This is a genomic window from Geothrix fuzhouensis, assembly GCF_024609325.1.
Classification (GTDB): Bacteria; Acidobacteriota; Holophagae; order Holophagales; family Holophagaceae; genus Geothrix; species Geothrix fuzhouensis.
The window spans coordinates 535,176-546,726 of sequence record NZ_JANHMQ010000001.1; the positions used below are offsets into that span (position 1 = coordinate 535,176).

General features: G+C 61.3%; 8 protein-coding genes and 3 tRNA genes. 5 read left to right on the forward strand and 6 right to left on the reverse strand.

The genetic code is table 11. The features are described from left to right. Positions 1–160: 160 nt before the first annotated feature. Positions 161–1,846 carry a two-component system sensor histidine kinase NtrB gene (locus NOV74_RS02480; protein ID WP_257308954.1) on the reverse strand — a complete coding sequence of 562 codons (1,686 nt, stop codon included), beginning with the start codon at positions 1,844–1,846 and terminating at the stop codon, positions 161–163. A 72-nt stretch (positions 1,847–1,918) separates the two neighbouring features. Here NOV74_RS02480 and NOV74_RS02485 point away from each other — a divergent pair, with 72 nt between their 5' ends. The 4 genes from NOV74_RS02485 (at position 1,919) to amrB (ending at position 3,956) form a co-directional block, all read left to right on the forward strand. Next, positions 1,919–2,305 carry a Fur family transcriptional regulator gene (locus tag NOV74_RS02485; protein ID WP_257308956.1) on the forward strand — a complete coding sequence of 129 codons (387 nt, stop codon included), beginning with the start codon at positions 1,919–1,921 and terminating at the stop codon, positions 2,303–2,305. Positions 2,306–2,341: 36 nt separating this feature from the next. Further along, a tRNA-Gly gene (locus NOV74_RS02490) sits at positions 2,342–2,416 on the forward strand. 57 nt (positions 2,417–2,473) lie between these two features. Beyond that, a tRNA-Cys gene (locus NOV74_RS02495) sits at positions 2,474–2,548 on the forward strand. Between the two features lie 511 nt (positions 2,549–3,059). Beyond that, entirely contained in the window at positions 3,060–3,956 is an 897-nt protein-coding gene (gene amrB, locus NOV74_RS02500; RefSeq protein WP_257308958.1) for an AmmeMemoRadiSam system protein B, read from the forward strand. Positions 3,957–3,966: 10 nt separating this feature from the next. Here amrB and mnmA read toward each other — a convergent pair whose 3' ends face one another. From mnmA to NOV74_RS02520, 4 genes are all read right to left on the reverse strand, one after another. Continuing rightward, entirely contained in the window at positions 3,967–5,052 is a 1,086-nt protein-coding gene (gene mnmA, locus NOV74_RS02505) for a tRNA 2-thiouridine(34) synthase MnmA (RefSeq protein WP_371748417.1), read from the reverse strand. An 82-nt stretch (positions 5,053–5,134) separates the two neighbouring features. Continuing rightward, entirely contained in the window at positions 5,135–7,078 is a 1,944-nt protein-coding gene (locus tag NOV74_RS02510; RefSeq protein ID WP_257308961.1) for an LTA synthase family protein, read from the reverse strand. Between the two features lie 126 nt (positions 7,079–7,204). After that, positions 7,205–9,424 carry an LptF/LptG family permease gene (locus NOV74_RS02515; RefSeq protein WP_257308963.1) on the reverse strand — a complete coding sequence of 740 codons (2,220 nt, stop codon included), beginning with the start codon at positions 9,422–9,424 and terminating at the stop codon, positions 7,205–7,207. 75 nt (positions 9,425–9,499) lie between these two features. Then, positions 9,500–10,486, reverse strand: coding sequence for a KpsF/GutQ family sugar-phosphate isomerase (locus tag NOV74_RS02520; protein ID WP_257308965.1), 987 nt, complete (start codon positions 10,484–10,486; stop codon positions 9,500–9,502). A gap of 180 nt (positions 10,487–10,666) precedes the next feature. On the opposite strand from NOV74_RS02520, the gene NOV74_RS02525 reads away from it, so the two are divergent. Beyond that, positions 10,667–10,742 (forward strand) — tRNA-Ile (locus tag NOV74_RS02525). 41 nt (positions 10,743–10,783) lie between these two features. Here NOV74_RS02525 and NOV74_RS02530 read toward each other — a convergent pair. Beyond that, complete coding sequence (locus NOV74_RS02530; RefSeq protein ID WP_257308966.1) at positions 10,784–11,500, reverse strand: FadR/GntR family transcriptional regulator; 717 nt, start codon at positions 11,498–11,500, stop codon at positions 10,784–10,786. Positions 11,501–11,551 lie beyond the last annotated feature (51 nt).

Genomic DNA, 11,551 nt, shown 5'->3' on the forward strand with positions numbered 1-11,551 from the left:
TCAAAGGCATTGGCGAGTGGCCACGCTCTTTCACGCCTGAACGGTGCCTGCCGATAGGGCGGGAGCCGAAAGCAGTGGAAGGGATGAACCACTGTGGCAGGTGCCAAGTGGACCCTGCAAGGGTGTGTCCTGATTTAGATGTCGGAATGCTGCGGGAAGTTTACGCCTGATCGTCAGGTGGCGCCAATAGCTCTTCCTGTGGATATCCAGGTAGGAAAATCTGGACGCGGGTACCGGCCCCAGGGCGGCTCTGGACCTCGATCCGCCATCCCATGGCCTCGGTGAACTTGTAGACCAGGCTCATGCCCAGCCCCGATCCCTCTTCGAAACTACCTGAGAATGGCACGAACATAAGGTCCAGCTGACCAGGCGACATCCCGCAGCCGTTGTCCTCCACAGCCAATTGGATCTGGCCTTCGGAAACGGTGGCTGAAAGACTGACCTGCGGGGAAGGAAGGCCCTTCACGGCCTTGCGGGCGTTGCTCAGCAGGTTCATGAGAACCCGGTGCAGGCCGACCGGATCTGCATAGAGCAGAGCCTGGGGCGGCTCCCGCAGGTTGAGAGTCAGGCCCTCCGTCCGGGGATCCATCTCCCAGCTCGCACGGGCCTCGTCCAGGACACGAGCAAGGGAAAGGACCACACCAGGGGCTGCCTCGGGTCTGGCTAGATCCAGGAAATCGGAGACGATGGCGCCCACCCGGTGGGTCTCCCGTTCCAGGATGCCCAGCACGCGGGTTCGGACCTCCTCCGAGGCGGCCTGGTGATTCAGCAGCTGTACGCACCCGCTGATGGAGGCCAGGGGGTTCCGAAGCTCATGGGCCAGGCCGGCGGCCAACTGCCCGATGGCCGCCAACCGCTCGCTGATTCGGGTCCGCTCCTCCAATGCCTTGAGCTCTGTCAAATCCTGGAACAACAGCAACTGGCCGGTCTCCTGGCCTCCAGAGCCCCGCAGAGAGGTCAGGTGGCCGCCCAGAATTTGAAGGTTCCGGGCTCCCGTCGGGAGGGTCAACTCGAATCGGTGTTGGGCCGGGAGGGGATGGCCCAGTGGGAGGAGATCCTGGATGGGAGCGCCCAGCGGCACGGACCGACCGAGGATGGCTATCGCCGCCGGATTGGCGGAGGTGATCCGCCCGTCCGGGTCCAGGGTGATGAGACCGGAGGACATGGAGTCCACTACACGGCGATGCAGGGCCGACAGCTCGTCCACGGTGGCTTCGCTGGCGCTCAGGTCGGTGCGCAGCCGCTCAAGGGCCCGGCGGATGAGCACCACCACCAGGGTGGTGGCGAAGATTTGCAGGGAGGTGATGCCCAGCAGGAAGGGCAGGCGGCCCCCCTCCAGGTCGAGGCCTTCGCCAGAGAGGCCGAAGGGTGGGATCAGTCCGAGGGTGAAGCCCAGCACCAGCAGGATATGCGAGATGGAAGAGACCACCCCCACCCAGACGATCTCGGTGGTTCCCAGGTAGAAGGCGGAGGCCAGCACGGGGAAGATATACAGGGTGGAGAACCGCTCCTGGACGACACCCTGGTAGGCGATGACCAGGGTGACCAGGGCCAGGTCCAGCACCAGGTTCCACCAGATCCAGGGCAGGGTCGGGGTGGGGAAGATCTGATCCCGGCTTCGGATGCCACGGCCAGCCTCCCAGATCGCCTCGACCAGCAGGAGTCCCAAGGTCGCCAGGTACAGATCCTCACCGGGGCCAGCGACCCGCCCTTCGGCGGGCAACGCAAGATGCAGCACCAGCAGACCGAAGCTGGCGTAGAGCCGGAAGGCGAGGGGAAGGAACGGCTGGCTGGCGTCCGGCACGCCCAGTCGGCCCAATGTGCGCTGGAGCATAGGATCCAGCATGCCCGAATCTGGCATTCTAGGGCCATGCCCGACCCCGCCCCCCCCTCCTCGCCATCCTTGCGTGCTGCTGGCATGCGGCAGACGCCACAGCGCGAAGGGATCCTCCAAGTGCTCAAGGACACGGATCGCCCACTCACGGTGGAGGAGATCTGGGAACGCATGCCGGAGCGGCGCTCAGGCCTGCCCACGGTCTATCGCAATCTCGAGCGCTTCGTGCAAGAAGGCTGGGCCGAGAGCATCATGGGCCCGGACCAGGTGATGCGCTTCGTCCGCTGTGACTCGCGCCGGCATCACCACCACCTCCAGTGCGAGCGCTGCGGACGCACCGTAGAAGTGGATGCCTGTGGACTCGACGAGTCGCTCATCGAACTCGAGACGCTCTCGGGATTCCGGATCACCCGCCATCAGCTGATGCTCTTCGGTCTCTGCCCCACCTGCCGATCCGAAAAAGACCGTTGACCGTATCGCGCGCCATTGCTAGTCTTGATGTCTCACGCGGGTGTAACTCAGTGGTAGAGTGCAACCTTGCCAAGGTTGAAGTCGTGGGTTCAAATCCCATCACCCGCTCCACTTCCCGGGCCGCGCAAGCGGCCCGTAATGTTTGAAAGCCCCACTGCATCAACGCAAGGCGCCGTAGCCAAGTGGTAAGGCCCGGGACTGCAAATCCTGTATCCATCGGTTCGATTCCGATCGGCGCCTCCAATCAGCCCCCGCAAGGGGGCTTTTTTACGCCGATCGGAATCGAAGTCGTGGATGGCGCGCAGGTAGGCCCCGCCATGGGCGCCACTTGATGTGGCGTTCATGGCGAAAAGGGCCGTGCGCAGCCAGCCACGCGGCGGGCACCGGATTCCGATCGGCGCCTCCAATCAGCCCCCGCAAGGGGGCTTTTTCATGTGCCGATCGGAAGCGAAATCGCGGATGGCGCGAGCAGGGCTGTTAGGTTGGTTCCGGAGATCCCGCCATGAATAGCGCCACTGCCGTTTGCGCCTGTCTCTTGGTCTGCCTTCCTGCTCTCGCCCAGGCTTCGCTTCCCCAACTTCCCGTACCACCTCAGCGCCCCACGCTGGAAGAGGTCCGGAAGACCATGGGAATTCCGTCGCAGGGGGATCTCCGGGGCCAGCAGGACGCTGTTGGCTTCGCCTCGAAGCCAGAGCAGATGGCCAAAGTGTGGGAACGATCTGCCCTTCCTCCTTACCCGGAGTCCTTCGGACCCATGCCCGCCCCTGGCGTCGCCGGTCTCATCTGCCCTCACGATGACTACCTCTATGCAGGGCGCGTGTACCGCCAGTTGATGCCACTCGTGAAGGCCAGGACCATCGTGCTCGTTGGCGTGTTTCACAAATACCGCCGTTTCGGCGCGAAGGACGCTCTCGTCTTTGATTCCTATCGCGCCTGGCGCTCACCGGATGGCGAGATCAAAGTCTCCGGCTTGCGCGAAGACTTGCTGGCGCGGATTCCGGCCTCGGATGTCATCCAGGACGCAGCCATGCAGGACAGCGAGCATTCCGTCGAAGCGATCGCCTTCTGGATGAAGCACCAGGATCCGACGGTCGAGATCGTGTCCATCCTCGTACCTTCGGCCTCCTTCGAGCGCTTCCAGGAACTGGCTGCGCATCTTGGGAAGGCCCTGGCGGGAAGCATGAAAGCCCGCAATTGGACCCTCGGACGAGATCTGGCCATCGTCATCTCCTCTGACGGCATTCATTACGGTGAGGACTTCAAGTACACGCCCTATGGCGGCGGAGGTGTGGCGGCTTACACCGAGGCCATCGAAAGGGATCGCCAATTACTTAAGGGGCCTTTGGCGGGCCCGGTATCGGTGGCGAAAATCCGGAACTTCTTCACGACCGTGGTGAATCCCCAAAATCCTGACCAATACCGCATGCCTTGGTGTGGTCGCTTCTCCATCCCGTTCGGCCTGTTGCTGCTGAACGAAACTGCCCAGAATCTGGGTTTGTCCGCTCCCGCAGGGTTCCCCGTGGCCTTTGGCACTTCTATCAGCTTTCCCCAGATCCCGGTTCGAGACCTGGGGTTGGGCGCGACTGCGGAAGCCAACCTGTACCATTTCGTCAGTTATCCCGGTGTGGCCTACACCCTGGGCGGTAAATGATCCCCCTGGTTCACTCTGGCCTGGCGTCAATCCAGCCACCACCCAGCACCTCGCCATCTCGGTAGAAGACCACCGCCTGACCAGCTGCGATGGCTCGCTGGGGCTCGGCGAAGGCGACTTTGACCCGGCCATCGGGCAGGGGGATGACCAGGGCGTCGGCCTCCGGGGACCGGCTGCGGATGCGGGCCTGGCAGGCCAGGGGCCCCAGGGGAGGACCGTCGACCCAAGTCAGTTCGCGAGCCAGCAACTCAGCCCCCATGAGATCGGCCTCGCTGCCGACCCAGACCGTGTTGGTGGGGGGTTCGACCCGCACGACATACAAGGGCTCGGCGTAGGCGATCCCCAGGCCCCGACGCTGGCCAATGGTGTGTCGCCAGTAGCCGTGGTGTCGGCCCAGAATTCGACCATCCAGGTGCCGGATGTCACCATCACCCCGACCTGGATCGCGGCCTTCGGCTTCCAGGAAGCTGTCGTACCGGTCCTGGGTCACGAAGCAGATTTCCTGGCTTTCGGATTTTTCGGCCAAGTGCAGGCCCAGTTCGGCGCCCAGGCTTCTGACCTCGGGTTTGGTCAGCTGAGCGAGCGGGAACAATGTCCTCGCCAAGGTGGCTTGGGTGTGGTGGAAGAGAAAGTAGCTCTGGTCCTTGGCCGGGTCTGAGGCCTTTTGAAGGTGCCAGCGTCCGCCCTCCTGGGTGATGGTCGCGTAGTGGCCTGTGGCCACGAAGGGGGCCCCCAGGGATTCGGCCCGCTCCATCAGCGCCGAGAACTTGAGGTGCTGGTTGCAACGAATGCAGGGACTTGGTGTTTCGCCATCCAAGTACCCCTGGATGAATCCTTCGATGACCGTGTCGCGGAAGCGGGTTTCGAAATCCATGACGTAATGGGCAAAGCCCATCTCGTGGGCCACCCTTCGGGCATCCTGGAAGTCGTCAAGCGTGCAGCACTTTCCTTCGGAAGCTCCACCAGCCTTCTTTTCGAAGAGCTGCATGGACACGCCGATGACCTCATAGCCGGCCCGGTGGAGCAGGGCGGCCATCACGGAGCTGTCGACCCCACCGGACATGGCGGCCAGTACCCTGTCCCCTGGCTGGAGCAGGGGGTGCTCCGATAGGGCTTCTTGAGCGCGAGAGAGCAATGAACTCACGATTCAACTTTCCTGGGAAGGCATGGGAAGGCTGTCAGTTGTATCTCTTTGATTTGAAGAGTTCATAAGCTGTCTGGAAATAGGCTATGGCCAAGTCGTCATGGACGACGCCTTCCGGGAGCGGGTGATACGAATCCTTTTCAGCGTCATAGACCTTGGACACCGTGGTGCCGTGGAGGCCAAGGATGGTGAGGGCCCCATCCTTCATCAGTGCCACATTGTCATTGTGGTTGAACAGCAGCACCCGCCCGGATTCCGGTGTATTGAGCGCATCCTGACCGAACCAGGGCGCTGTGTAGGGCAGGCCGAGGAGACCCATGAGGGTAGGGGCCAGATCAATCTGGGACATGAGGCCATCTGAGCGCCTGGACGCCAGGCGGCCGGGAGCATAGAACATCAAGGGAATCTCATAGGTCTTCAGGGGGATTTCCTGCCGTCCATAGACCCTGGCCCCATGGTCAGCGATGACGATGAAGAGGGTGTTCTTGAACCAGGCATGGTGTTCCGCATCCCGCAAAAAGCGCCCCTGGGCGAAATCGGCGTAACGCACGCCGGATTCCCGGCCTCCCCCTGTGGCTTTCACCCCGATGGATTCTAAGCCGGGCCGGAAGGTGTAAGGCTTGTGGTTCGAGGTGTTCATGATGTGGATAAAAAAGGGAACCCCGGTGGCGGAACGTCCGTCCGCATAGGACAATGCCATGTCGAAGAGATCCTCGTCCGAAACCCCCCAGATGTTCTCGAAGCGAGGTTGGGTCTTCAGGTTGGTCCGGTCGAGTACCTCATAGCCATTACTCTGAAAGAATTCATTCATGTTGTCGAAATAGCCGTAGCCGCCATATAGGAAAGCCGTCTGATAGCCCTGGCCCCGGAGGACTGAGCCGAGGGTGGCCAGGGACTCGTGTCCGGGTCGCCTGAGGATGGCTTCGGTGGGAATCGGAGGGATGGAAGCAGTAATGGCCTCCAGGCCTCGAACCGTGCGGGTTCCCGTGGCGTATACATGCCTGAACCAGAGCCCCTGCTGAGCAAAGTGGTCGAACTCAGGTGTCCAATTCCTTGTTGATCCATAGAGTTGACTGAACTCGGCTCCGAACGACTCGCTTGAAATAAGAACGACATTCATCTTGCCCAGACCATTGGGTCGGGCCGGGAATTGCCGATCCAGGCGGCCTTCTGAGAGCCGAGTGAAGGTGCCGGCTCCAGAGGCCAATTGGGTTGCCAGGAGCTTCAGGTTCTCGGCCGGAGGACGGGAGGCGTAGTAGGCGTGGTAGTTGATTTCACTCGTGTGAAGCGCCCGGAAGAAGCTGGATGGGCCATTGGCCTCAAGTTCGTTGGCGACCCGATTGGCGGAAATCCCGAAGAGGTTGGTGGGAACCAAGGCAATGACCAAGGCGAGCACAGCGCCATAGCCAGCCATGATAAGACTGCGAGTCTTGAAACTAACGGGTGTGGCCAGCGCCTTGGTCCATTGAGTGCGGAGTTTCCAGGTGGCCAAGGCGGCCACCACGACGCAGGCCAGCAGGATCTTGACCACGGGATACTCGGACCAGATATCTCCCGCGACCTCGGTAGGATAGATGAGGTAATTCACCGAAACCAAGTTGAACCTAGCGTTGAATTCTTCGAAAAAGAAATACTCGCAGGCCGCCAGGAATAGCCATCCAAGGGCATATAAAAAGGTGATGGCGGGAGGGAGCAGGGTGCCCCTGCGAGAACCCTTCAGCCATAGGTAAAGAGCCACAGGCAGCAGGAAGTAGAGGGACTGTATGGCATCAGAGGCCAGCCCGGCCGGGAGAATCCAGAGCAGGGAGGTGATCGGCACATGCGCTTCCCGGCCGAAGCTCACCCACAACACCACACGAAGCAGCAGGCCGAGGCCGAGGTAGCCCGCAGCGAATTGCAGGGCAGGACGGTACCGGTCCACCAGGGATTGGAGGGTCAGAGCGTGGGTGGGCTGTTCAGGATTCCGGAAGGTGTCCAAAAAGGTCCTTTCTGAGAAAACAAAAAAGAAACCCCGCCCTGAGAAAAGGACGGGAAGCCTGGAGAGGCATTGTCTCATCTCCGGCAGTTGTGGGTCCAAGAGTTAGGCAAGCCGGAATGGGCACCTTCAGGTTCGCAGCTTCGAAACGCGGGCCAGGGCGCTCCCGCCGAGAAGAAGAAAGGGGGCCAGGATGCCCCAGTAAGCTGGAATCTCAGAGGCACGGGCTGCTCCACCGAACAGCGTCTGGAGCCCCAGAAACACGAGCCCGCCGACCAGACCGACCCCGATGGCTTGACCCCGCCCCTGACGGGGACCCGGAAACGCATACGAGAGCATGGCCAAGACGAGGAGAGGGCCGGCCAACCAACCCAGGAGGCGACTCCACAGGAGGTAGGAGCGCTCAGGGTCCGGTGCCCAGCGTTGCCATTCGACCAGGTCCAGGGTTTGGGCTTCGGAGGCAGAAGGAGCGTCCCGAAGGGCCCGATCAGGGAAAAGGACCTCGGTGGCGGGCCCCGCTACCAGATGAGCTCCGCCCCAAGCCAGGGCTTCTGAACGCTCGGTCCCAGGTTGCCACCGGAGAAGGATCGGAGCCTCGCCTGGGCTCTTCAGGGGAAAGCCCCAGCGGACCTCGGGAGAGAGGTGCCATAGGACGCCCGTGGAGCCGAGGTACATCCAAGGGGCCGTGGAGGCCGCCCCCTGCGGGCGCTGAAGGATCTGGTAATAGAGCCTCCGGGCCTGGGTCCTGGCCATGGGAGCCAACCCAGCCTGGAGGAGGAAAGTGGCCAGGGCCACCGTACCCCAAGCGAAACGGCTGGCCCAGATCCATTGGAGTAGGCTGACGCCACCGGCACGGATGGCCAGCCATTCGCGGTTAAGCGCGGCCTCAGACAGGGTGAGCATGCTGCCGAGCAGGAAGGATACTGGGAAGGCCACTTCCAGAAATGGGGGTAAATTCCATATCCAATATTTAATAAAAACAACGAGATGAATATTATTTTTCGATAAGTCTCCAGCAAGATTTGAGAACTCGATGAGAAGGTCCAAGGCCAGAAGGCTGCCCAGGGTCAGACCCCAATTGCGCCACCAGGCGAGCGTAGACCAGTGGCGGAAGATGCCATGGCGCGTTCCCTGACCGTGAACCCACTGGAGCATCGATGATTTGGCGGCAGCCATCCGGGCATGAAGGGGGCCGAGGTGCAAGGTGTGTCCCAGCGAACGCAGGGCAAGCCCCCCAAGGCCAGGGCGAGTCCGGTGGGGTTTAAGGCGATAACTAAGGATGAACCACCCGGCTCCAAGGAAAAAGAAAGGGAGGATGAGGGTCGGATAGATCGATTTAACTTTTCCACCTAAAAGCATGTTTTCAATGTATTTCATCAATAAATAATAAACCAGGATTACGCCAAGGCTCTTGATGACGGCCCCTCCCCGGTAGAACCGCGGGTGCCCAAAGCCCAGGGCGATTCCCATAAGCAGCAAGGAGACGCCGGCAAGGGGCAGGGTGATTCTCCTGCTGAGCTCGATGGCGGATTGTTGGCGCTGAAGTTCGGGAATTCTGGCATCCCCGTAAGTTTGAAATAAGGCCTTGGAAGATTCATACCTCAGGGGAACCGGGGTGAGCAAGCGGGGCCCGGAGGGAATGGCAAAACGCAAAATCTGCTGTTCTTGCTTCAGGTGGATGACGCTGCCATCACCGGAAGGCTGGTAGAGCACACCTTGAAGGTCCGAGAGATGAAGTCGGATTTCAGCATTTCCGACCGATGTGTTCTCCAGGGCATACGTCATCTTGGAGGCGGTCATGTGTTGCGTGCCCTGAGCCGTGGACTCCATGAGGTGGATCTGTCCGCTTTCTGATACCCAGAAGGCGGTGTCGGGAGAACCGGGTGGGTGCCAGGGAGGACTGCCCGGGCGAAGGAACCTGGCCTTGGCAGCCTCAGACATCTTTCGCCGAAGCGTCTGCTGGAGGTTCGCGGAGGCGGGCACCAGGAGATGAGCGTTGACAGAAGCCAGGAGCAGGAGTCCGCAGGCCAGGATCACCCAGGGGCTGAACCAGGTCCGGCGGCCCGCGCCGAGCCCCTGGGCGGCCACCAGCTCGGAGCCCTCCATCAGCTGCTGGGTTCCCAGCAGCCCACCAAGCACCGCGGCCATGGGCAGAACCATGGAGAAGGTTTCAGGAAGGGACAGAAGAAGGAGAGGGAACATCCAACGCAGAGGGGCACCCTGCGAAAAGATCTCCTTCGAAATCGCCACCATTTCCCAGGAGACCAGAAGAAAGCCGTAAAAGAACAACCCTCCCAGGAAGGGGGTTGTCCATCGGCGGAGAATGTATCGGGTCAGGACAGAGGGCACTTTGAAGTCCGAATTTAACTTTCGATAATGTATATTATGTAACCTTGAAATGAAACCAAAGCACAGACCTGAACCTTACAAGACCTTTGCTGTCAACAGATCGTGAATGTGGATGAGGCCTGTGGGGTGTTCAGTTTGCCCTACCATGAGGAAGGTGATCTTCCGGGCTTCCATGTCACCAGCGGCGTCCAAGGCCAGGGCCTCCTCGCTGATCATGGCCGGGGTTCGGGTCATCATCTGTTCAGCCCGCAGGTCGAGAGGGTTTCGCCGGTCGCGTTCGGTGGTCTCCAATGCCCGGCGGATGTCCCCATCCGTGATAACGCCCAGAAGCCTCGGGCCTTCCATGACGCTGGTCATGCCCAGCCGGCCCTTCGTCATCGCCTTCAATACCTCGGTCAACCCCGAAGTAGCCGATACAACGGGCCACAATGTATGCATCAAGGCCTTTACCTTCACAAGTTTGGCCCCAAGACTTCCGGCGGGATGATTGAGGGCAAAATGATCCCTGGTGAAGCCCCGGCGGGACATCAGGCTGGCCGCGAGCATATCGCCCCAGACCAGCTGGAGGGTGGTGCTGGCCATGGGGGCGAGATCCAAGGGGCAGCCTTCGCCCTGAGGCAACCGATAGGTGAAGGTCCAGTGAGCGACCTGCCCCAGGCTGCTCTCGGGCCGTGCCGTGATCGCAGCCATGGGGATGCCCAGGCGGATCAGGCTCGGAAGCAACCGGACCACCTCCTCGCTTTCTCCGCTGTTGGAGAGGGCGAGCACGGAATCCTCCCGGGTCACCATCCCGAGGTCACCGTGAAGGGCTTCGGCCGGATGGAGGAACAGACTGGGACAGCCGGTGGAAGCAAGCGTAGCCGCCACCTTCTGAGCTACGAGCCCCGACTTCCCCATGCCGGTCAGTACGACTCGGCCGGATCGCCCCAGCACCTTGCTGCACCAGTCATCCACTTGGATCGGATCCCAGCTATCGCGCAATTCCCTGAGAGCGGCCAGGGCTGCGTCCAGCACGGCGTGTCCAGCCTCTGCGGCCCCTGCGACCTGATTCTCGTCCGTCACGGTACCGACTCCGATGGGTGATGAGCAAAGAGTTCATGCTACCAGCCCTTCTCGCCCTCTCCTCCCTGCCCTAGAACCCCGCTGCTCCCTGCGATCAGGAGCCCCGCTTCATCCCAGGAGGCCGCACGAACAAGAGGCTTGTGACCGGAGCACCGCGCCCGCGTTTGCTACACTGGCCCCGGCCCTGTAGCTCAGCGGTCAGAGCTGGCGGCTCATAACCGCTTGGTCGTGGGTTCGAACCCCACCGGGGCCACCAACTGCGTGCATCGCCAGCGGAACAGCAAGCTGGCGATGCTGTTAGACGATCCACTTCCGCAGTTCGCCTTCCGCGAAGCTCAAATGCGCCAGCATGGCCTCGGAGGCCTTCTGGGGCGATCCCGAGCGGATGGCCTGGAGGATCTCAGAGTGCTGATCGATGATCCGCTGGGGGTTCTGGACGTTGTCATGGTACAGCTGCCGCCGGGCCACGGAATTGGCCTTGGCGAACTCCTCGGAGACGGTCTTGAAGAGCTTGGTCAGCAGGCTGTTGTGGGTAGCCTCGGCCACGGCGTAGTGGAAGGCGGTATCGAATTCCTCGCCCTTCTCTGAATCGTTCAGGTTGAGCCGCTCCCGCATGTTCGCCAGCATGGATTCGATCTGGTCGAGTTCCTCGAAGGTGGCCCGCTGGGCTGCCAGGCTCGCGGTAGCGGTCTCGAAGATTCGGCGCATCTCGAACATGTCGAGGAGCGAATTCCGTTCCACTGCCAGGAACATCGCCAAGGGGCGGATGATGTCGTCGGTTTCGGTACCCCGGACGAAGGTACCCTCGCCAGGGCGGATATCGATGATGCCGAGCATCTCCAGGGTTCGGATGGCCTCCCGAACAGAGGCTCGGCTGACCTGGAACCGCTCGGCCAGATCGCGCTCGGCGAGGAGCTTGTCGCCAGGCTTCAGCTTCCCGTCAGCGATGAGGTGCTTGATCTGCTCCACGATCTCCTCGTAGAGCCTCCTGGACTTGATCGGGGTGAGTTCCATATCAAAATATCCTAAATGATGGAAAAGAGAACAGATGGGAAATGTGACCAA